We start from the raw sequence: 22,206 nt of genomic DNA, 5'->3' as shown, positions 1-22,206 counted from the left end.
TGTAATGTTAATGGGTACAATTTTGTAAGAACCATCTGTAAGATTGTATATTACTATGTGTTTATGATCAATTGGAATCTTTTGACTATGATTTTTAGGACTATGAAATAAGTTTAGGCACAAAGATGTATGCAAGCAAAATTATTTCCAGACGACCCAATATCATAAGCAGCCCCACAAGTATTTTTGAAAACGCATCAAGATCATTGTCAATTATTCCTGTCCCTAACCCTGCAGTGGTTATCGCACCAACTGACTCAAAATATGAATCGTTAAAATCATAACCCTGATTACTTATGTGATATGCCACAGGGATAGGGGCAGTTGGAAACAAGATAAGCAAAATTACTGCAATCCATATTTCTTTTCGCTCATGGATTGGAATTTTCTCCCACTTTGATTTTTTGAAATATTTTCTAAACTGGAATATTTGCTCAAGGCGGAATATCTTAATTCCACCAGCCGTTGAAAATCCACAGCCACCAATTAGCATCAGGACAAACAAAATACTCACAGACACATCGCCAATATCTGTCAGATCAATAATCTGCATGCCTGCAGTGGTACTTGCGGCAATTACAGTAAATGCTGAATCCAACTCAGAAACATCAGTTGTTGCAGTAAAAAGTAAAATTGCACCACCAAGTATTGCAAAATAAATTCCGACTTCTTTTGTAAGCTTGAAGGACATGAATTTTTTTCTGACAAATGCATAGTGAAGTCCAAATGGCAACGCTCCAAGTATCATACCTGCCATCAATACCAAATATTCTGGTACGGTCAATGTTTCTAAAATAGCAGAATCAGGCATGAATCCTCCAGTAGATAGCACACTCATTGCAAGAGAAAAGTCATCCAGAATGTTTCGCTCTCCCAGATAAAACATCAACAATGCAATGATTACAGCATAAATCGAAAAGACTATTGCGATTGTTGCAAACAGTTCACGCAGTTTTGGAATGTTACCTGAGATAAAACCCCTCATTGTAATGAGTTTCTTTTCAGGATAAAACGCAGTCATTATCAGGTAAATGAAGCTCATTCCCCCTACAAACTGACTGAAACTTCGGAAGAAGGTAAAACTGTCAGGCAAATCCTCAGGTGTTCCAAATAGCGTTATTCCGGCGGTAGTAAAGCTTGATGCACTAGAGAAAAAACTGCTTGCAAACAGGTCTGCAAAATCCCCTTGGCCATATGGTGAGACATACAGGTATGGAATGGTACCAAGCAACACCAAAATGAAAAAGCTTGCAAGTATCATCACTGCTGAGCCTCGCAATGTAAGTGGATGTTTTTCTCCGTATGTATTTAAGAAAAATCCCGTAATCAAAAGTAATGTGGCCATCAGGAACACCCCTGTTGCAACCAATGATTCATTGAGCAGTGTTGCAACAATTGACGGGATGAGCATCAGTATTCCTGCGAACTGAGTTACTGTCCCAAGATTCCACAGTATTGCTTTGATTGAATAGTTTGTAGGGGAAGGAGATGCCACCTTTTGGCGGATAAGACTGGTTATGGTATTCTGGTAAATTATGCCAATTACAGTTCCATCATCTTCTGTCACTGCAAGTTTTCGTAAATTTTTATCCCTCATTATTTTCAGGGCATCAAGTAACGTATCATTGTGTTTGATGCTGACAAGAGGAAATGTCATGATGTCATCTAATGTGGTCTTTTTTGGATTTGCGTGAGCTTCGCCGATTTTTTTTAGGACATCTTGATCCGTAACTATTCCAACTACAGAATTTGTTTTGTCAATTACAATAACCTCGTCTTTGTGATTTTTTTGCATGATGCTACATGCATCTACCATGGATGTAGAATCTAAAAGTCTCAAAAAGTTTGTGTTTGCAAACCTAGACACTTTTCTGTCAAGAATGTTGTTTACAATATTCTTGGTTTCATAAGGCATACCTGCTGAGATTTTCTTGAAGTATTAAAACCATTTTTAATAAATATCGCAGAATATACGAATGGGACTAAAATATCTCAGATCTTCAAACCCACCACTGTGACATTTCTTTTGACCTAACTATATCCCCAAAAATGTAATGCTGGGATTATAGACAGACCCCGAGAAATGTCACAAATAATGATGAATTTAAAAAAACAGATTGGATATCTCTTCTCAATACCCATAGATGAGCAATTTGATGTTTTTCCATTTATTGAAAATCCAAAAAACAGGATTTATGAGTCAGTTCATAGATAATGTTGTAAGTGCATATCGTGATGAATATAATTTAGAATTATCTAGACAAACATATTTCAGAAATTATCATATACTTGTAACGTCGTTTTGCATATCCTTTAATTTTTTCAGTATTTCATCAATAATGGGCTCAATCTTTGTATTGGATTGTGCAGATATTAATACGAGGTAGTCGTTGACTGGAATTGTGATTATCTTTATGTTTTTTCTTTTTGATACTATATAGTCAAGTGATCCCAAGACGTCATCAAGATCTTTTTTCATGAATAGTTCTAATGCATGCTCCATACACATTTTGTACTGATCTATTTCTGCAATTGGAATAATTCCTTTTTTGTATTTACTTTTACAAGACTGCCCATATTATTTATCACTCCAATAAATCTAATATCTGGAAAATTTAGAATGTATTTACTCGTAGATTCCCAAGGGGAATTATTTTCAAATATTAAATTTGACATCACATTATATCGTTGTTGTTTGTAATAAGGTTTTAAGTGACAGATTAGAAAGCATGAAACTGATCTGACATAGTTTATTGGCATTTGTACCTGTAAACGCAGTAATTTTTGTCCTGATCACTTGAATAACGTTGCAAAAGATTATTTAACTCATCTGTCATGTATAAGAAAAATTCTCGTATTACAACATCACTAGTCACTTTGAATTATTAAAATCTCAACTCCTTTAATAGAATGAATGTGTAAACAAAACATGTCTTTTAGAAAATGTGTTCATTGTGGAAGAGAATATGAAGATGTGTTTAATCGACGTATTTGTTCAGATTCTTGTTCTCTAGAAATTTCATGATTTTTTCTTTTATGCCACTCTATTTTTTTTTAATTCATCATTAATTGTGACATTTATCAACCCCTGACAGTCTGAATGTAGCTTTTGTTTTCTGAAATTTTAAAAATCTTCATAAATCTCAACTAGTCAACTGAACAGTATTACTTGAAGCGTTGTTAATCGTCTTTACGATTTTATCAAAATCACATGGTTTTTCTAATATGGTAAAAACCCCTGATTCCCTAAATTGATCAAAGAGTCCCGGATCTGCACTACCTGTAAACATGATAACTTTGGCATTAGGATTTACTTTTCGAATGTTTTGAAGTCCGTACAATCCATTAAATTCAGGCATTAAATAATCCATCAATACAAAATCCGGAGAATGTTTTTTGTACAGTTCCACGGCTTCATTTCCATTTTGTCCTACAGCCAAAACATCAATTGAATTGAGTGTGAGAAACTCTGAAACTACCTGTGTTAAAGCATGGCTGTCATCAATTACAATAACAGTTGGTGGCATAACATTGTATGATAAAACGACACTATGAAACCATGTTTGAACAAAGTAAACAGACTAGATTAATTTTTACTGGCGTTTTGAATCATGTGGATATGAATTCCGAAGAATCTATTTTGAGTTATGGAATTGGTTTGATTTTACTAAATATCGGAATGTAATTTTGGAATTCCTGCTAGTGTGATTATTGGAATTAGAAAAATTTTCTAAATTATCTGTAAAATTTATTCAGATAAAGTTGGTTTTTTCACGCGTAAAGTATCCATTTTACAAAAATTATTCACGCCTAAAACTGTAAAATTTACTCTATTTTCAGAGTTTTATTCACGGTTTTACTATAGTAAAATCACTTTACAAAACTTTACTGATTTTTGAAACAGAAACGTTTTCTAAATTAAAAATAAAAACTGTAAACCATTTTGAAACTGTTACAGTTCCATTATGAATTATTCAGTAAACAAAATAATTTCTACGCCTAGATAATCTGAATTCATAATTGAATCGCACGCCTAATTATGTAATAATTATCTAATTCCAAAATAATTACGCATGAAATCACATATCAAAATGAAACTGTCATAATGGAATTAAAAGTAAAACTGAAAATCATTATGGAACTATTATGGAATTAATAATGGAACTGAAAACTAATTCGCAAATGTTTCATAATGAACAGTAAATTTATTCAGTAAAATGAAAAAAAGTTTTACAAATTAAATAAAGTAATTCATATTTTTACGAAATCTCTTTTTGCTTTATTCATACAGTAAATGATGTAAATTCACGCCTGAAATTACCTAATCTTTAGACATATTCTTTATTGGCAAATCTTTTTTTCATTTTTAGCAAATCTTTTTTTCATTTTTAGCAAATCTTTTTTTCATTTTTAGCAAATCTTTTTTTCATTTTTAGCAAATCTTTTTTTCATTTTTAGCAAATCTTTTTTTCATTTTTAGCAAATCTTTTTTTCATTTTATGAATACATTCAATTCATTTTATGAATACATTCAATTCATTTTATGAATACATTCAATTCATTTTATGAATATCTCACTATGAGGCAAACAGGAATCAATTCATGTAATTTAGTTTGTATATTATCTTTTCATAAATTTTTGCAGTCTTGCCGTCTGATATATTCTTCTTGATATACCACAAAGTAGACTTGTTGATTCCAAGTTTTCTTCTGTCATCGGGAGTCAATGACAGGATTTTCTCCCGTAGTTTGCTAGTATCATCTCTTTGAATGATTAGTTTTGGAACATCAAAGTCAAACTTTATCTTTTTATCAGAAATGCAATGTGCAAGGTTTCGAATATTGTCAAATAACACATTTTGATAGTAATAGTTTCTGCCCTTGTATGGAACCTTTGTGTTAAAGTTTGCAGATATCTTTTCAATTAGCAATTTGGCAGTTTTCTCTCGTAATCTCATGTTGTAATTCTCAGTTACAATAAAGTCTGATTTTTTGAGTTTCTTTTCTTCTAACAGTTGAATTATTGACAAGTCAATTATCCATCTGAACAGCTCTTGCAGATCATAGACCAAAGGGGTTCTTGACGGAGTAATCTCATGCAAGAATCCAATTGTACTATCAAGCCCTACTGCATTGACTGACTTTCTGATTTCTGATTCTAGTATTGCATATCCATAGTTGAACAGTGCATTGACCTCATCTGATGCATTATAGTTTCTAGACATTGCCTTGTTTTTACGCACATTAAACCTGAATTCAGGCACGATTTTGTTGATTATTTTAGAAATCTGCTCAAAGTAAATCTGGGCTATTCTTCCCTCATAGGTCATCAAGTCAGAATAAATTCTATCAGAGTTTGCATCTAGTCCTCGTGTCTCTTTTTCAAATGATTGTTTTATTTTGAGATAATCCACATCGTAATAATTTGAGAGTTGCTCCAACAGACTGAGAGAATGATCAACTTTGGTTTGGATAATCTTTGTTGCAATTGTTTTTCTAAATGAATCATCCAAGTATTTTTGGTACTGCTTTATTTTCAATCCTCCTGATTTTGGTTCCTCAGGAAGTGTAACTGATAAAAGATTGCCATTCCAATTGAGCAAAGATAGATTGATTCCATGCTTTACAGTCCAACGCATTGCCTCAAAGGAAATATTTCCAGTATGCCCGTCTATGATTATAGAATCATGATCAATCTTGTGAGGATAGAATTCAAGTTTTTCTTTTTTTAGTTTGTTTGTAATGATGAGTTTTCGCTTGTCAACATTGATGGATGTGCCAAATCCTGAAATCAACAAAGGATTCATTTCTTCTTCCTCAATAATTTGATTATTTCTTTACTTGGTTTTCTTTGCTTTGCATTTTCTGGTATCTTATCATATTTTTCTTGCACAAATTTAGCAATACCCTTTGCAACTTTTTTTGGAGTCAAAGATAACGCATCAAATAACATTGGATAATCTATGACAAAGCTCAGTACGAGTTCCCCTGTTTGTTTTTTATTCAGTTTTTGTGTCTTTATATTATGAACAATTTTTTTAAGAACAATTTTTCTAATTTCATCTATGTCTTTGCTTGATAACAGATCTAATTTATCCAATTCCTTGTCTAATGTCAAATTGGATTCTATCCCCAAAGATGATTTTGGATTTTGTAAAATATCTTCTAAACCGGAATGAAATCGATAGTATTTCCCACCTTTTCCTATGATGGAGTTTATGGTATGTGCAACGTTAAAGAGATCATCAAAATCACGTGACTGCTTTTTTGAAAGCGAATAAGCCTCTTTTCCTTCATGTAGAGTCTTCTGGATTTTGTTCTCAGACACAAGTTCTTTTAGGATTTTAGTCAGACCAGTAGGCGAGAATTTAGTTGATTTTAGTAAATCTTTGAATCTTTTAGGACTGTTTTTGAGTTCTAACATTATTTTTCTCCTATTTTCGTCTTTGATTCTTTTTTGTGCATCATATGACATTTTGAATACAGTTTACTACACTCATCTGAGTAGATAAATGTATTTTTTATTTAATATTACATGTGTCAACAGCAAAAAGAAAGAAAATTCCAATTTTCAGAAAATCTTGGGAAAATCTAAAGTCAGAAGAAAAGGATCTTCGAATGAGATCACTAGAGGTTGTTTCAGAAGCACGTACTACAAAAAAGTCACTGACAAAGATTGCAAGACAAAACAAACTCTCAGTAAAAATGGTTCTCAATCATACCAATGCTTTCAAAAAAATAAACAGAAGATGGGTTGCAAAGAAATTTGACAAGATTTCACGCTCCATGATAATTAATGAAAAAGGGAAAAAAATTTCAATCGAGATTAATGATTCAAGACATGCCAGTACCGTTGGAAAATATCATAACGCTGTAAAGGAATTCAAAAAGGGCAACAAGAAAAAATTATCAGAGTTTTCCAAAAAGAAAATCAGAGACAGCAATGGAAAGTTGCACTCTTTTGAAACTAGACCTAAAAAAATAATTTCTGTTGAAGAGAGAGTAGAAGAACCTGAATTTGTGGATGTGTATGAATTTGAATAGTGATGTAGTTTTACCATTATCTGTTTTCTCAAATGAAAGAATTATGAAATTACTTGATATTACAAAATCAGAAATCTACAGTGCTCAAAAATGGATTGATGATTTATTCCATCAAACTAAACGTGAATCAAAAATCAAAAAACAAAGATGCGAGATTTGTAATTCAAAAGAGGATCTTTGTGATTTAGAACTTCATCATGTCTCAGGAAGAAAGCATGACTATCGAACAATAACCGTATGCCTTGTTTGTCACCGATGGCTATCAGACAGACAGAAAACATGGGACAAAAGATGGCTGAAAAAGAATCAGACAGAATTTGTCATACAGGCATTTTTTCTTTTGGGATTGCAAAACATTTTGGAATTAAAGACAATCAAGACAGGAAACAGTATTTACTCAAAATTAGCCTATTCGTATAATGAAAAGATAAACGTGCTTTTGGAAAGATGGCAATGACCAGATTACCTCTCTATTTCAGATGCTACACTGAGAAAAAAGGCAAAAAAAGAGACAAACCGCGCCTAAAACTCGAGGTAAATCAAAACCTCGTTTTAGTTTTGGACACTGAGACAAGATCTGATGAGTTTCAGGGGTTGGTCTTTGGCTCTTGCGGTGTATGGTCGTTTGGAAAACTGCGCCATTTTTGTATATTTTATGACGACAATTTATCAAAACAGGACATTGAGAAAATCACAAAAATTGCATCAAAGCGTAAATGTGAATTACTCTCAAGGAAAGACTTTGTCGAGCAGGTATTCATTCCAAATGTCTATCGTGTAAGGGCAATTTGCGTTGGATTTAATCTCCCCTTTGACTTGTCGCGACTTGCAACATATTGTGGAAAATCAAAACTGCAACACAACGGATTCTCATTAAAATTATCTGAGAACAAAAGCAATCCTAGAATTGTAATTAAAAGCCTTGATGGAAAATCAGCATTCATCCAGTTTGCATCTCCATCTAAAACAGAGACTGAGAAAAAATCTGGAACCTATCGCGGTTGCTTTGTTGATCTCAAGACGTTTATTTTCTCGCTTACAAACGAATCGTACAATCTAAAAAACGCTCTAATTGACTTTGGATCTCCATATAGGAAATTAGAAACAGACGAACACGGAGTCATCTCCAAAGAATATGTTGATTACAACATCAATGATACTCTAGCTACACATGACCTGTACTTGCAAGCAATGAAGAGATACATAACTTATCATATCCGCAAGCATGAAAGTGAATTGTACTCTCCGGCATCAATTGGAAAATCGTATCTGGAGCAAATTGGAATAGTACCTTTCTTAAAACAAAACCCAAGTTTTTCAAGGGAGCTGTTAGGTTATGTCATGATGACGTATTTGGGGGGCAGAACTGATTGTATGATTAGAAAGACTCCGACCAAAACATCCTACATTGATTTTACAAGCATGTATCCTACAATCTACGTCTTGTTACAGATGGACAAATTCCTAAAAGCAAAAAAGATAATCCATCATAAATCCACAAAGAAAACTCAAAGACTACTTGACACTATAACCAAACAAGATGTGGCAAACAAAGAATTCTGGGGAGAATCTGTAACCATTTGCAAGGTAGTTCCAGATGACGACATACTGCCTGCCAGAGCAAAATACAACACACAAAATACAACCAATATAGGCATAAACTATCAAAAATCCCTTGATGGCACTGCCATTTGGATTACACTGCATGACTTGATAGGCTCAAAATTCTTATCTGGAAAAACTCCACAGATTCTAGAATCAATCACTTTTGCTCCAGAAGGAATACAGGAGAATCTCAAGGAAATTGAGATCTTTGAAGGGATTATCGTAAAACCTGATGAAGATTTTATTCAGAAAATAATTGAAAAGAGACTGGAGATAAAAAATAACATCATCTCATTAGATGATTCCATCTCAAAGTTAATTCAGAATCATCTCAAGATAGTTGCAAATTCTTCATCCTATGGAATTTTTATTCAGCAAGATATCGAGCATCCAGACAAAAACAACGACGTTTCTGTGTATGGCTCTGATGAGTCATTTGAAACTAGTGTGGAGAGAATAGAGAAGAACGGTACTTTTTTCAATCCAGTAATGGGTGTTTTTCTGACATCTGGCGCCAGACTAATCTTGGCAACAGCCGAGTCACTTGTTTTAGAGAATAACGGATACATGGCATACTGTGACACTGATGCAGTTTTCATTTCGCCAAAGCATGTGCAACTGATTCAGGATTTTTTCAAACTATTAAACCCGTACAAGCATGACGTAGAGATGTTCAAGATTGAAGACTATGAAGATGAAAACAAGGAAAAACATCTTGCAGACAATGTCTGGTTTTACGGAATTTCAGCAAAGAGATACGTCCTTTATGGATTTGAAGATGGTGAGATTGTAATCTACAAGTATTCTTCACATGGATTAGGACATTTGGAAGGAGTAGACCATGAGCAATGGTGGAAAGACATTCTAGAAGTTCACTATCATCCAGAAAGAAAAGACGAGATTATTTCAAAATACAAAAACAGACCTGCAATTTCTACACTACGAGTAAGCACTTTTCCAATCTATGAAAGATTTTCAAAACTAAACAAGGGAAAATCCTACTCGGATTCGATAAAGCCGTTTAACTTTTTCAATATGGGAACTGCTACGCAAAAAGATCCTCAAACTGGAGAACCAATCATACCTATGATTCCCAAAGTCGATTCATCAAAACACAGCCAAGTACCATACATGGAATTCCTTGATCATAAAACAGGCAAGATCTATCCGCATGAAGGCTCACTTGATTCAAAGGAATACTGGAAAATGCTTGATCATGTCTTTGAGGATTACATCAATCATCCTGAGGCAAAATCAAACGGGGATATCGGAGTTTTAGAGCGCAAACACATAGAGATTGACAAGAATTCCATCAAGTACATCGGAAAAGAGGCAAACAATATCGAATTTTCAATGGTAAGAGGCGTCTTTGCAGAAGACAACAGTGAGTATGTGAATGAACAAAAGAAACTGCGAGAGATCATTGCTAGTTTGACTCTGGAAAATGCACTTGAAATTGGACTGGATAGAAGGGAGTTTTACAGGTTGAAAAAGAAACTAGAAAGCGATAAGATGATTGTGCTTAGAATGAAAATATTAGAAAAATTGTTCAAGAAGGATTTCTCGAAGAATTAACTTCAAATTGTGTAATTGTTTGTTGTAAAATAATTTTCAAACAATACCACTGATATACAAAACTAGTTTCTGATTCGATAAAAATCCATTAAATATACGATAAACCATCATGATTTAGAAAAAGTAATGACCCTTCAACAAGAACGAATAAAGAAAATTATGGAATTAGACAAAGACTTGACTCTTACTTATGATAAAGTACTAAATGGTGTTGAAAATGACAAACAATGTCAAAAATTCGAATATTTTCAAGACGAGCCAATCAAATTAATTAAAGAACAAAAATTAGGCATTGAGTTTTTCACTCTTCTGGGATTCATCTTTACTTTTTATTATGATTTTAAATTGTGGATTTCAATATTAAGAAATTATTTTAAATATCTAAAAAATAAAAACGATAAGCCTAAACTTAGCGGAGTTACTGTCACTCGAAAAACATATAGATTTATTTTAAAATATTTTATTCAGACACATATTCGTCGACAATTAGTTAAACTTCATAAAATTTACTTAAGAGAGATATACACACAAACTCTTAATGAACAATCATCCTATGAAGTTGATGAACTTAGAAAAAGAAGTACAGATATAAAAAATTATTATGAAACATTACCAAGTGCCAAACGTAGTATAATTCCAACAATTGCAATTAGTTCTTTAATTATAGGTTTATTGCAAATGCCTTTGATTTATGATACCGTGGTAATTCCTTTAGAATTAGTTCCCATATCTTATGCTTTACCTCTAGTCATAATAGTTGGAATAAGTGTTACATTTTTTATCACACTTCCACTAATGAAAGCATTTAGAATTAAAAGATCTTTATTTCTTAATACTAAATCATTCTATCATTACGCTGATCTATATTTAGGAGATGTCGATATAATTTATAAAAAAAGTATTTACAAAAAAGAGAATGATTTGTACGCATCTTTAGAATACGAGAATCATAAGCCTAGAGAAATTCCTATTGACAAAATTCTTTTAATAGTTATTGGAAGTGCAATTTTCATCATGATGACTTCTGCTATGATATCTGTTATACAGGATGATCTGAAAAATTCAGCAATTATTTGGTATGAACATTTAGGAACTTGGATGATGTCTCTTGTTTTGGGAATATTTGCATTTGCGTTGTTTTTACTACCAATATTAGAACATAAAAAACGAATGCAACTGAATTTGATTTAGGATCCATTTAACAATAATTTTTATAAAAAATTTATTGAGTTTCTCTTTCTTGCATTTAATTTACGATGTTTTTAAAGAGATCATCTAATGGTGTATCAAGTTCATGGGACATTTTCTCTCTGTTAAGGGTTAGGAACATAGTTAATTGATTGAATATTACAAATTATTCATGGACGAATATCAAACTCAGGTAATTGGACTATTGAAAGAAATAGTATCCAAACTAGACGATATTAACACTACAATTATGGTTTGGTCTGATTAATCAGACCCGATTTTTTCTTCAATTCGAATACATGATTATCCTGTACCAATTGTCACTCCATTTGTACTAAAAACATGAATGAGTATTCCAATCAATAACGGAATGGTAATTATGCCTGTAAGAAATGTAATTTGAGACCATTTCAATATTCTACCTTTATCATCTATTTGTTGTTCTGTATTTTTGATACTTGCCAAATATTCTTCAATCATTCTTTTATCAAAAACATCTGTTTTCGCATTGGAAAATTTCTCTATGTTTGTTGTGTTGGGATTCCCATCTTTTAAGAAAAATGGGTTAGTTCCCATAGGGTATGTTTGGTCTCTTATTTTGTATGCTAAAATATTGAGTACCACTGTTGTTATCATCAATACAACACCACTCAGCAAAATTATCAATAAACATGAAAACCCAGAATACGATGAATCCACAGTTTTTAGAAGAAAAGCCCCTATTCCTAACAATAATGTCGATATCATACCAGACATTGTTATCATATTACTTGTCTTGGTATCAAGTCGATCTTTAGAAGTAATTAATCTAGTAAACTGAGATTTTAATTCGTCAAGAAATTCTTTTTCAGGCAATATTCAATCAAATAATATTCTTAAATAAAAGGTCTCATATTTTATGATACTATGTCTAGTGAAAATGACGACATTGATTTGGAATTACCTAAGACTAGAAAAGTAATCAAAGAATCATATTTCTCAGAACCTGATGATTCTGACAGTTCTGATGATTCAGATACTGATGATTAAAATTTAGACGCGTTATGAATTAACGTATCCCCTTATCTTTTTCTTTAATCTTAATCTTACAGACATCGACAGGGGTCTTGTCGTCTAGTTCCATGTGCGGTCTAACGTAATTATGATAAATTTGATAGCCATCAATGATCGAAGTATCATCGCCTCTACAAGAGAATATTTCTCAGATAGGAAAAATTAGGGAATATGTCAGGAAAGCGACTTTGAATGCAGATAGAAAAATGAATTTGGTTAGAAAATATGTGGTCTATTTCAGAAAAAAACAGCAGGAAATTTAGTGTTAATTTCTATGACTTTCCTTAACGAAGATAAAATATGATTAAATAATTGTCACATATTAACTGAGTATTGAGACAACAACCTCGCAAAAAAGTTTGTTATGTCATAATGCCTTTTTCAACACATATGAAAATCTCTTCTAATAAATGGAATGAGATTTATGAACATTTTTTTAAATCTGCTATCGAATCGGCAGGATATGGTTACAGATGCATTCGATCCGAAATAACAACTGGATCATTTACTAAGGAAATTATTGAAAATTTGAAGAATGCTCATCTAGTTTTGGCAGATATTACGGGGTTTAATGGAAATGTTATGTGGGAATTAGGTGTAAGACATGCTTTATCAACAAGAACAATAATTGTTACCAACAAAGATATTAAAGCAAAAAAATTCATTTCAGATTTAAGCATATATGGAGTTGTAGAATATTCTATCAAAAGCCCAAAACAAATCATAGAGTTCAACAATAACATCAAAAAGATATTAAAGAAAATTAAAGAAAACCCTGAAAAAGCAGATAATCCTGTTTTCGATTTTCTAAAAATTGAAGATCTTGTGATGAAAACTTTTGAGAAAAAACAAATCAGGAACAAATTAACAGGTTTACTTTCAGAACTATTTGAAAATCTACGAGTAGCTGAAATTCATATAGATGGAGAAAACCCAATAACTAAGGACTTTGTAGGATTTTATAGATTTAATAAAAATGCAATTGATGAATTAACATCTACAAATTATATCTATACAGAAGGCTTGAATGAGGAAATGTCTGTATTGGCAAATTGGATTCATCATGCAAATACAGCAATGCAAACATTAAGTGATTTTATGGATGCAAAGCGTAGTGATGAAGACAGACAAAAAATAGCAGATCAAACCATAATGTATTGTAAAGAAATTAAAAAACGTGTTGAAAAATATATCCCTAGAGTTAATAAAATTCTAGACACATATGAAAACATAGAGTTGGATGTAACACCAAATGTTTTAATCAGTAAAGAAGAACATCGAAAGTTACTAAAATAATTTAATCGATTTTTATTGTCTCCCGACAATTCATAACTTCCATATCATTCTCTAGTCAATACCAAAAATAGCAGTGAGTTACGCATAGTTTGAGGCTTTACCTTTTTACTGATTATCGATAAGTTCTTTTTACATTGTACAAATCTATTTTTTTCTAAACTGAGAGTTTTTGTGACATTTCTAAGCCTCTGTCTATATTCCCAAAAATGTAATGCTCCCATCGGGATTTGAACCCGAGTCTTTGGCTTGAGAAGCCAAAATGCTTAACCGGACTACACTATAGGAGCTTGATACAAAACCAATTAAATCTCAATTTAAAGGAAATGTTTTGACTTTGCATGAATTTGTAAAACTTTGTGAGTTGGTTCCTTTATAGAAAAATCAAAAGCATTGAATTCATGGATGTTAAAAAATTCCTTTCTGAACATGAATTGACTAGTTTTCCAGTTGGTTTGGGTGGATGCAGAACATCTGAAATTAATGATGATTCATGTGACTATGATGTTTTTGTCTTTGATGAAAAATCCGGACAAGAAATCGTGCCATATGAAAATGAATTTGTTATGATTCATCATGCGTCATTTTCTGAAACGCAGTCAAAACAGCTTCTTCAATATGATAAACTTCAGATCATTCAGGACGATTCCTGGGAACTCAGGATGCTTCTATCAAAGATTAATGAAAAGCGTTCTTCACTTTATGCTGATTCTGCCAAAAATTCTTTGATTGAATCATTATTTTGTTGTCAAAAAACAAAAGAATCGATTCAATCTTCTGATGTTTTTGGTCCTTGTTGGCAAAAATGTGCTACTTTTAATTTGGCAGATGCAATCACTTCATTGAATCATCTGCGAATTAGTCCTTCTCATATGCTTGATCTTCTAAGAAGACTGGAAAAAAATCAAATCAATGAGCATATCTCGATTGTTACTCAAACTGTGGGAATTGAGCGAGCTACTCCCCCATTACTAGAAAGAATGCTAAAATCTACTATCGGGTTCTCCGATTTAATTGAAAAAAATAATCATTCCCAAATTATTAAACAAAAATACGAATTCTTTGTAAAAAACTCAAGGCTCTCTGACTGTTATTTTTATCTGGGGTGGATTAACAAAGAAAATTTCTTAAAAATCAAGAATGCCTTGAATCGAGGACAAGATCATATTCATATCTTAAAAGTTGCATTTGATCTGGAGGCTGATATGAATTTAGTTGAGCAACAAGCCAATCTCATACAAAAATCATGTAATGACATCCTTGGGATTCTTTGAAAAGGGAGTAATTTCTCGTCTTTTGTACTAACCTTTTAAAATAAGTAAAATTACAGAATTAGCATGGTAGATCAAGCATGTGGATGCGAAGCTGATAGCGGAGATCCAGAATATGAATGCGATTGTGCAATGCAAGGTCATTGTATTTGCAGTCATGACTGCAAATGCTCAACTAGCGTTTGCAAAGAAGCTGTCGGACAACTATAATTCGATAGTATCTTAAAATCTATTTTTTCTTTTTAATTAATCTTCATCTTCCTCAAAGCCCCAAGACTTTACTAGTTCTTTTTGGAACTTGTCAGCTTGTTTCTCATCTAAACCAAATCCACAATTCTTGTGAGTTGGAACAACTGTCATGCCATCTAGTTTGAATTCAACTTCGAACAAGTGCACTTTGGAACATTCGCACATTTCTGGAATTACTGCACATTTTCCTCTATATTTGCTTATTTGAATAACCTTTAACTATCCGTTTTGCCAATTTTTTTTAGATTTGAAAGGTTTGTTGTTAATTATTCCAATGTTTGCCGCTTTATTGTTAGGTTCAGTATCAATTCCATTCGCATTTGCGCAATTCCAAGCTGGCGGTGTGGATAAAGAAGGATCCTGGTATGCAGGCGAAGGTCTCAAACAAGGAGACTTCTTTTCATATTCAATGTGTCATGTGGACTACAAAGAATGTGCTAAATTTGAAATGGATCTGTGGATAAAAGGTGACAAACAAGTCGGAAGCGAAACCAAATGGTTAGCTGAAGTTGTCGTTTATGATGGCAACAAACGAATTGTAGGTGAAATGGAATTAGGAAAAATTGCGCCAGAACCTACAGGAGGCAGTGATGAATTAGGCGTTTACAGAGGTGCTTTCAAGTCTTCCGTGGTATGGCTTTCTGCATTTGCAACATCTGATTCCAGTTCTGGTGGAAAAGGTCCAAAAGAATTCAAAGCAACATCATGGGGTAAGATTGGAAACATTGGAGGCGAACAAGTACTTCCAAAAGCAATTGAAACAATTACTGTTCCAGCAGGTACTTGGGAAACTGTTCAAATGTATTGGAAGACTGGTGGCGTTGGAAGCAAAGTATGGATTGTAGATGATTTTCCATTTCCAATAAAAGCTAAAACTTACACACATGTGTCTGAAGGAATTCCGCCTACAGAATACGAATTCTCGTTGTTAGAATATAAAGAAAATGTACAAACTAGTCCTTTTGAAGGCATTGTGTCCACTTTGGATGAACTTGAAGCAGCAGGATGTGAAACTGATTTTGAAAAGACAGTTAGCATAAAAAAACCTACAAAGAACTTTGATTACCAAGTGCATATCTTCTATGGTCCTGAAGATCCAGTTGTGGGCTGTGAAATGGATTGGCTAATTAGTTTCATTAGTAAATATGATGATACTGAATACTTGAACCAAGTTCAATTTGACTTTCTAACTGTAGATGAAAATTTGAAACCTCTAAGATCAATTGCACAGGAAGAAGGCAGGAAGTTTCTCTATTCTCCATCAGGTCAACAAACTATTAGCATGATTGTAAAAGAAGATCCTGGCATTGCTCGTTATGTTATTTGGATTTATGGATTATCTCCTGAAGGAATTGCCCCGTCTGGAGCAGCTGATTATTTGGAGATTGAAGTTCCAATATTTGCAGCTGACGGTACAATTCCCGTACAAAAAATTCCTGATTGGATTAAAAACAATGCCGGTTGGTGGGCTGACGGTTCCATAGATGACAATTCCTTTGTACAAGGAATTCAATTCTTAATAAAAGAAGGCATCATGAAGATTCCTCCCACAGTTCAAGGCTCTGGCGGAAGCGCAAATAACATTCCATCATGGATTAAAAACAATGCCGGTTGGTGGGCTGACGGTTCCATAGATGACAATTCCTTTGTACAAGGAATTCAATTCTTAATAAAAGAAGGCATCATGAAGATTCCTCAATCTGTTTCAACACAAAAGCCAAGCGGATATCAACCAGAATCCTTGTTTGATTAAACGCTATCTAATGTCCTACATTCAAATTACGAAAACCCTGAAAAATAACACATCGACATGGTAGGGCTTTTCAAACATCCAAAACGCCGTCTAAAAAAATTACTAAAAGACGGTGAATACAGTGATGCAATAAAGCTTGGAAAAAGATTGGAATCCGAATTTTTGGATGATCATGATTTTATGTTCATTATGGGAAGTGTTTATCTAATTGTAGATGATGCAAAAAAAGCATTGCCTTATTTTGACAAAGCATTTGAACTTGACAACACAGATGTAGAAAATCTTACTTTGAAAACAAATGTTCATTTGGCATTGGAACAAAAAGATGAGGCAATTGATTGTTGTAAGCGTATTTTAAAATTGCAACCAGAAAATTCTGAAGCACAAGATTTGCTTGAAGAACTAGAAAGTCTCTGATTTGTAAAGTTTACTTGTTTTTCATCTTGTAAGCATTCTCCATTAACCAATTGCAAAACGCTGTAACATTTTCGTTAAATTCAGTCCAGATGTGTACTGAATGAGGTAGGATGTCTATCTTCCAATTATCTGTAAATACTCTTACCCCTTCTTTATTTTCATACATGTATGCGTCTTCTGTTTGAACATCTCCTAGAATCTCTTTTGCTTTTTGTTTAATTATTTCTCTATCTATTGGAAATCTCTTTAGATCATAATCTACAATTAAACTCAAGTCTCTTTTGCCATACATGTCAAATTCATCAATCATTCCTTTTTTTGGAAAATTCACGATTAGCTTGATATTGTATTTTTTTCCAACCTCTTTTCCAATTTCTACGATTCTTGCATATCCTAATGCAGGATTTTTCTTTAACAGAAATCTAATTTGTGCCAGATCTTTTTTTAATTGATTTTGAAGATCAGTAACTATTTCAGAAAATATCATTATTTTCTTAAACAAAATTCCTATTATAATCATTAATTTATCTCAAGATTGGTTTTTTTAGAACTAAGATTAATTCTATTCATGGCCATGCCTATGGATTTTGATGGATTGCGTACTGATGATGCATCAGAGAGAACCGACAATGTTGATGAATACCGAAGAACATGCATTGATTTTATTGAGGATATTTCCCATGATTATGAAGCGTGGGTAGACTATTACAAACTACCCGAAGATGAAGACAAGAGAAGGCGAGCAGGTATTCGTGCAACCATTACTAGAACTAATGAATGGATCGCAAAGGTTGCTCAATCAATCAAGGCAATAGATGTGGTGATGAATGATGGTATACAAAAGATGGCCGAATCCACAGCAGGTAAGCCCCTTGAAATAGGAGTCTTTGTTAATCGTAAATCTGGTTACACCGAAACACGCCCTGGTATTGTTGACGTAAATGTAAAGGGACATGGAAGAGATGGAAGGAAAATGAAATTGGGTTTTCATTTTAAAGATGATCGGTTTAGAATAGAGTCCACTTGTGATGCATACATTGATGAGAATGATTTGCCAACACAAGAGTTTGAAATGATGGATATACATTTGAAGCTTCATGCAGAAAATGCAAAACCACGTGATGTTATTTCATTTACTGTAACAATTAGCGAGGTTGAAAACGATGTTGAATTTGACAGACGCGGTGTTTCAACGATAGTCCATCTGGTGTAGTTTAGTTCATCGAACCAAGTCTTCGTTGAGATATTCTATGAACTTTCCAGTGTTTTCGAATTTTATCGAATTGATTTCTTTTAGATCCTCAAAGTTATTCATCTTTAGGTATTCATCTGATACTGTATACAATACGTCATCAATGTAGAATGTTCTGGCGCTTCCCATCCCGTAATATCTCGAGTCTTCTGATGAATGAGATATCGTTCCCATAATACTGAGTCCATCTATTTTATCTAAATCAAATACATAGAATCCACTCCAGCGATTATACTCTGGTGCTATCATCTTTGCACTAGAAACTTCATCTAAACTTTTTACATCGCTAGTAATTGGAAGTGAAAGGATGTCTCTTTTTTTATCAAAAAAGAATGCTTTGTGATTGTTTAGTGCTTCAGAATATGTGGAACTGTCTCCAATGACTATGTCGTCTACAACCTTTGGGTTCTTCACATCTGCTACGTTGAATAATGCAATTTTGATTCCTAGCTGCTGGACTCTGCCATTTTCAATTTCTTTGGTGTCTCTACCTACTCCAATAATGTGTTCATTATCGTATGGGTGCAAATAGTTTGAAAATCCTGGGATCTTCAATTCCCCGAGAATCTTTGGTTTGTCTGACGACAAATCAATTACAAAGAAGGGATCGATTTGCTGGAACGTTACCAAGTATAATCTGTCGCCCATAAATCTGGCTGAGAAAATACTCTCGTCAGGCGCAATATTGTCCAATCCTCCAACGATGTTTAGATTATCATCTAAGATATAGACTGAATTTGAGCGAACTGTCCCTTGATATTGAGAATAATGCTCTGATGTGGTTGCAACTCTGAATCTATCTCCGCTTTCATCCATGGAAAACTGGTTTAGTAATCTGCCTGGGACTGTGCCTTTTGCAATATGTTCTATTTTATCCTCGTCAATTGAAATCTTGTGAATTATTGTCTTGTTTGCTTCCTCTTGAATTTTTTTGTCGTATTTGATCAAGGCCTCTTTTATTTTCTCAAATAATTTTTCTTTGTCATTTTTATCCATTTCATTGTATGAATTTTGCATCAATTCTGAAATTTTTAGCCATTTAGTTGATGCACTAATTGAGGAATCGTTTTGGATTTGTTTGATTTTTTCTTGAATATCATTTGGCAATAATGGTACTATGACATCAAAGAATCTGTCTCTAGCCGAGTCTTCATAAAATCCGTATGGCATGTTTTGCTGATAAGTCAAGTAAAAATTGTTCTCAGAAACATATGTGGAGCCAGAATATCCCATAAGGAATGTTTCTGAATTTACTGTGTCTCCAAATATGTCGATTGCAGTTAATGTGTTAAAGTTTGAAAACTGTTCTACGTTATCAAAGTAAAATGCATCAGGTGTCAAAATTGGAACAGACCTTTCTAAAATTACGGGCAACCTTGGATATTGATAATCTATGTTGCTATTTGTTACAAAGTATGCATAGTCTCCGATCATTCGTGCATCAGTAAAATATCCATCAACGGAATAGTCTTTGAGAATAGTTGGATTCTCTTTATCTGAAACATCTACAATTAATGCATGTGTAACTTGACTGTACGAACGTCTTGGTACAAAGTCATAGAGTGGAATTATCTCATCATCGCTTTGCCCGTTGTAAAATATTACTAGCCTTTCTCCATTTAGAAACATGTTTTGAATATGTTGAGATTCAATGTCTAGTGCGATTTTGAGAATTATCTTCGCAGATTCTGCTGGATATGCATCGATAATAGTAAGAGTGTTTTGAGATACGATGTATACATATTTTGAATCATTTTTTAGATAGTCTGGCTCATCTACATTTTCAACTTGAACATTTGTAGTGGAATAGTCTGTGCCTCCAGATTCTGATTTTGTTACGGCGCCTGTAGGAATTGATGGTGCCGGTGTTGGCGCGCCTGTAAATCCCTCTGATTCCATTATTGCATCATCCGCCATCGCTCTTGTGGAAAATACTCTGTTGTCAAAAAACCCCCCTCCGAAAACCGCAGATTCCTCGAGAATCTTTTTTAGATCTTCTTGTGATGAAATCTTCTTGATATTTTGTGATCCTTCAAAATAGTCTGATTTCTCAACATAGACTATTTCAGGACCTGATACTTGTGAGATTTGGGGCTGTTCAAAATCTATTGAATACGTAATGCCTGCTGTGACTATGACCGAAATGACGATTGCTATTGGGATTGTTATTTTTGAATTCATTTTTTCTTCACTCTTTCCAGACTCTTTTTTTGAGCACTGTCTTTTAGTGATTGCTACTATTTTGTAGTTTGGGATAAAAGGTTTAGTGAAATTTCAATTTTACCAAACAACTTACATATGCTGGATTTACAGTATCCACTCTGATGTCTTCCGATGAAACTCCTGATGATGGCTTTACAGAAAAGATCAAAATTCTTGCAACAGATGACAAAAAAATAAAGTTATTTGGAGAGTTATTTACCAACGATTCTAGCCGAGAAATACTCCAACTACTCTTCAACGACGAACTAACTGCAAACCAGATTGCCCAAAAAACTCAGATTTCTCTTCAACTAGTAAAGTATCACCTAAACAAACTTCAGGATTTAGGTGTGGTCAAAATTTCAAAGATTGAAAAAAACTCAAAGTCCCAAGACATGAAAGTTTACTCTGCAACAAAATTCAGTATTGTTATTGTCCCTCCCACACTTTCAGAAAAAACCAAAGAAAGCAAATTACTCGTCCGCTCCTTTAGGCATATTTACAAAGTTGTAGGATTTGGAATTGCAACTGGACTATCAGGATTGCTTTCATTGTCACAGTTACATGCAAAACAAATTCCTATGAATGAAATTTCAAGTAAGGGAACTGCAGAATTTTCTGCTAAAAATACTGAGTCATTTAGAATGGATGAATCCTCCGAATCTGTTTCAGCGTCTGCTCCTGTTACTGCCGAATCAGAACCTCTAATGGAATTTGCAAAAAGCGTCGAGCCTCAGGATTTTGCCGAAGAAAATCTGGATATTGCAGAAACTGTGATTGATTCTGGTGTTGTTTCTTCATATGATCTGTTTTTGCCATTTGTCATAATGACAGCAGTTCTTGGCGGGTTGACTGTGTACTATTTGTACAAATACTTGAAAAAATCAAAATAATTATGCAGAATCAAATGTGACCTCTATCGTCACTCTTTTCTCTTTTGCCCTTTTTTCACCTGGGTATTTTAATTCTGAAATTTTCTCACTAAATTCTTCGTCGGTGATTAGCTTTGCATGTCCAGAAAAAATCCTGTCCTTGTATTTTATTTTGACTTGCGGATTTGCTATGGCGTTTTTGAACCAATCTCCATCCGGCATATGTCTGGAAAAGTAAATTTTACCATTAAAGTTGACTGCTAGAAGCATCACTGAATGTGGATTCCCTGTATTTCTCCCCTTTGTGATTAGGATTGGCTTGAATAACTCTTCCTTAATTTCCATGCGTGCTTTTTTCTGTCAAGTAATTTAACCTCATTGATAGAAATTTCTGATATCTGGTATGATAAGCAAATCTGCTGATATCATTCC

General features: G+C 33.5%; 23 protein-coding genes and 1 tRNA gene. 13 read left to right on the top strand and 11 right to left on the bottom strand.

All coding sequences use genetic code 11. The annotated features are described in order from the left end of the window. Window positions 1–100: 100 nt before the first annotated feature. The 3 genes from K5783_RS10210 to K5783_RS10200 form a co-directional block, all read right to left on the bottom strand. Window positions 101–1,915 (bottom strand): potassium transporter TrkG, encoded by a 1,815-nt coding sequence (locus K5783_RS10210; protein WP_297474169.1) that lies wholly within the window; start codon window positions 1,913–1,915, stop codon window positions 101–103. A gap of 366 nt (window positions 1,916–2,281) precedes the next feature. Further along, window positions 2,282–2,503, bottom strand: coding sequence for a hypothetical protein (locus K5783_RS10205; RefSeq protein WP_297474168.1), 222 nt, complete (start codon window positions 2,501–2,503; stop codon window positions 2,282–2,284). Window positions 2,504–3,143: 640 nt separating this feature from the next. After that, window positions 3,144–3,527 carry a response regulator gene (locus tag K5783_RS10200; protein ID WP_297474166.1) on the bottom strand — a complete coding sequence of 128 codons (384 nt, stop codon included), beginning with the start codon at window positions 3,525–3,527 and terminating at the stop codon, window positions 3,144–3,146. An 8-nt stretch (window positions 3,528–3,535) separates the two neighbouring features. Here K5783_RS10200 and K5783_RS10195 point away from each other — a divergent pair, with 8 nt between their 5' ends. Continuing rightward, the gene (locus tag K5783_RS10195; RefSeq protein WP_297474164.1) at window positions 3,536–3,685 is read left to right on the top strand and encodes a hypothetical protein; all 150 of its coding nucleotides are present in this window, start codon (window positions 3,536–3,538) and stop codon (window positions 3,683–3,685) included. Window positions 3,686–4,595: 910 nt separating this feature from the next. On the opposite strand, the gene cas1 is transcribed toward K5783_RS10195, so the two are convergent. Further along, window positions 4,596–5,807 carry a CRISPR-associated endonuclease Cas1 gene (cas1, locus tag K5783_RS10190; RefSeq protein WP_297474162.1) on the bottom strand — a complete coding sequence of 404 codons (1,212 nt, stop codon included), beginning with the start codon at window positions 5,805–5,807 and terminating at the stop codon, window positions 4,596–4,598. After that, window positions 5,804–6,424, bottom strand: coding sequence for a hypothetical protein (locus tag K5783_RS10185; protein ID WP_297474160.1), 621 nt, complete (start codon window positions 6,422–6,424; stop codon window positions 5,804–5,806). Before K5783_RS10185 ends, cas1 begins: the two co-directional genes overlap by 4 nt. A gap of 113 nt (window positions 6,425–6,537) precedes the next feature. On the opposite strand from K5783_RS10185, the gene K5783_RS10180 reads away from it, so the two are divergent. The 4 genes from K5783_RS10180 (at window position 6,538) to K5783_RS10165 (ending at window position 11,415) form a co-directional block, all read left to right on the top strand. Then, window positions 6,538–7,044, top strand: coding sequence for a hypothetical protein (locus tag K5783_RS10180; protein WP_297474159.1), 507 nt, complete (start codon window positions 6,538–6,540; stop codon window positions 7,042–7,044). Next, window positions 7,031–7,501 carry a hypothetical protein gene (locus tag K5783_RS10175; protein WP_297474157.1) on the top strand — a complete coding sequence of 157 codons (471 nt, stop codon included), beginning with the start codon at window positions 7,031–7,033 and terminating at the stop codon, window positions 7,499–7,501. The genes K5783_RS10180 and K5783_RS10175 overlap by 14 nt, the downstream gene beginning before the upstream one ends. After that, window positions 7,492–10,224 carry a hypothetical protein gene (locus K5783_RS10170; protein WP_297474156.1) on the top strand — a complete coding sequence of 911 codons (2,733 nt, stop codon included), beginning with the start codon at window positions 7,492–7,494 and terminating at the stop codon, window positions 10,222–10,224. Before K5783_RS10175 ends, K5783_RS10170 begins: the two co-directional genes overlap by 10 nt. Window positions 10,225–10,350: 126 nt before the next feature. Further along, on the top strand, window positions 10,351–11,415 hold the full coding sequence (locus K5783_RS10165) for a hypothetical protein (RefSeq protein ID WP_297474154.1): 1,065 nt from the start codon (window positions 10,351–10,353) through the stop codon (window positions 11,413–11,415). Window positions 11,416–11,715: 300 nt separating this feature from the next. On the opposite strand, the gene K5783_RS10160 is transcribed toward K5783_RS10165, so the two are convergent. Next, on the bottom strand, window positions 11,716–12,267 hold the full coding sequence (locus K5783_RS10160; protein WP_297474152.1) for a hypothetical protein: 552 nt from the start codon (window positions 12,265–12,267) through the stop codon (window positions 11,716–11,718). A 51-nt stretch (window positions 12,268–12,318) separates the two neighbouring features. Here K5783_RS10160 and K5783_RS10155 point away from each other — a divergent pair, with 51 nt between their 5' ends. Both K5783_RS10155 and K5783_RS10150 read left to right on the top strand, forming a co-directional pair. Beyond that, window positions 12,319–12,441: a hypothetical protein gene (locus K5783_RS10155; protein ID WP_297474150.1), complete on the top strand. Its 123-nt coding sequence runs from the start codon at window positions 12,319–12,321 to the stop codon at window positions 12,439–12,441. Between the two features lie 414 nt (window positions 12,442–12,855). After that, entirely contained in the window at window positions 12,856–13,761 is a 906-nt protein-coding gene (locus K5783_RS10150) for a hypothetical protein (RefSeq protein WP_297474149.1), read from the top strand. 212 nt (window positions 13,762–13,973) lie between these two features. On the opposite strand, the gene K5783_RS10145 is transcribed toward K5783_RS10150, so the two are convergent. Continuing rightward, window positions 13,974–14,048: transfer RNA gene (locus K5783_RS10145), tRNA-Glu, on the bottom strand. A gap of 69 nt (window positions 14,049–14,117) precedes the next feature. Here K5783_RS10145 and K5783_RS10140 point away from each other — a divergent pair. Both K5783_RS10140 and K5783_RS10135 read left to right on the top strand, forming a co-directional pair. Then, complete coding sequence (locus tag K5783_RS10140) at window positions 14,118–15,032, top strand: hypothetical protein (RefSeq protein WP_366939188.1); 915 nt, start codon at window positions 14,118–14,120, stop codon at window positions 15,030–15,032. A gap of 63 nt (window positions 15,033–15,095) precedes the next feature. Then, window positions 15,096–15,239, top strand: a complete 144-nt coding sequence (locus tag K5783_RS10135) for a hypothetical protein (RefSeq protein WP_297474148.1) — start codon at window positions 15,096–15,098, stop codon at window positions 15,237–15,239. A 36-nt stretch (window positions 15,240–15,275) separates the two neighbouring features. Here the strand turns inward: K5783_RS10135 and K5783_RS10130 are convergent, their stop codons facing one another. Then, window positions 15,276–15,443 (bottom strand): hypothetical protein, encoded by a 168-nt coding sequence (locus tag K5783_RS10130; protein ID WP_200829030.1) that lies wholly within the window; start codon window positions 15,441–15,443, stop codon window positions 15,276–15,278. A 109-nt stretch (window positions 15,444–15,552) separates the two neighbouring features. Between K5783_RS10130 and K5783_RS10125 the strand changes: the two genes are divergently transcribed. Next, entirely contained in the window at window positions 15,553–17,031 is a 1,479-nt protein-coding gene (locus tag K5783_RS10125; protein WP_297474294.1) for a peptidase, read from the top strand. Window positions 17,032–17,088: 57 nt separating this feature from the next. Then, window positions 17,089–17,448, top strand: a complete 360-nt coding sequence (locus tag K5783_RS10120; RefSeq protein ID WP_297474147.1) for a tetratricopeptide repeat protein — start codon at window positions 17,089–17,091, stop codon at window positions 17,446–17,448. Window positions 17,449–17,458: 10 nt separating this feature from the next. On the opposite strand, the gene K5783_RS10115 is transcribed toward K5783_RS10120, so the two are convergent. Next, window positions 17,459–17,935: a hypothetical protein gene (locus K5783_RS10115; protein WP_109876305.1), complete on the bottom strand. Its 477-nt coding sequence runs from the start codon at window positions 17,933–17,935 to the stop codon at window positions 17,459–17,461. An 81-nt stretch (window positions 17,936–18,016) separates the two neighbouring features. Here K5783_RS10115 and K5783_RS10110 point away from each other — a divergent pair, with 81 nt between their 5' ends. Then, window positions 18,017–18,661: a hypothetical protein gene (locus K5783_RS10110; protein WP_297474145.1), complete on the top strand. Its 645-nt coding sequence runs from the start codon at window positions 18,017–18,019 to the stop codon at window positions 18,659–18,661. Between the two features lie 6 nt (window positions 18,662–18,667). Here the strand turns inward: K5783_RS10110 and K5783_RS10105 are convergent, their stop codons facing one another. Next, complete coding sequence (locus K5783_RS10105) at window positions 18,668–20,881, bottom strand: beta-propeller domain-containing protein (RefSeq protein ID WP_297474144.1); 2,214 nt, start codon at window positions 20,879–20,881, stop codon at window positions 18,668–18,670. A 143-nt stretch (window positions 20,882–21,024) separates the two neighbouring features. Here K5783_RS10105 and K5783_RS10100 point away from each other — a divergent pair, with 143 nt between their 5' ends. Then, window positions 21,025–21,795 carry a winged helix-turn-helix domain-containing protein gene (locus K5783_RS10100; protein ID WP_297474143.1) on the top strand — a complete coding sequence of 257 codons (771 nt, stop codon included), beginning with the start codon at window positions 21,025–21,027 and terminating at the stop codon, window positions 21,793–21,795. Here the strand turns inward: K5783_RS10100 and K5783_RS10095 are convergent, their stop codons facing one another. Next, entirely contained in the window at window positions 21,796–22,119 is a 324-nt protein-coding gene (locus tag K5783_RS10095) for a nitroreductase/quinone reductase family protein (RefSeq protein ID WP_297474142.1), read from the bottom strand. Between the last annotated feature and the right edge of the window lie 87 nt (window positions 22,120–22,206).

Source organism: Nitrosopumilus sp., assembly GCF_025699125.1.
Taxonomy (GTDB): Archaea; Thermoproteota; Nitrososphaeria; order Nitrososphaerales; family Nitrosopumilaceae; genus Nitrosopumilus.
Note: the sequence above shows the minus strand (reverse complement) of the source record. Positions and strands in the feature narration are given on the sequence as shown.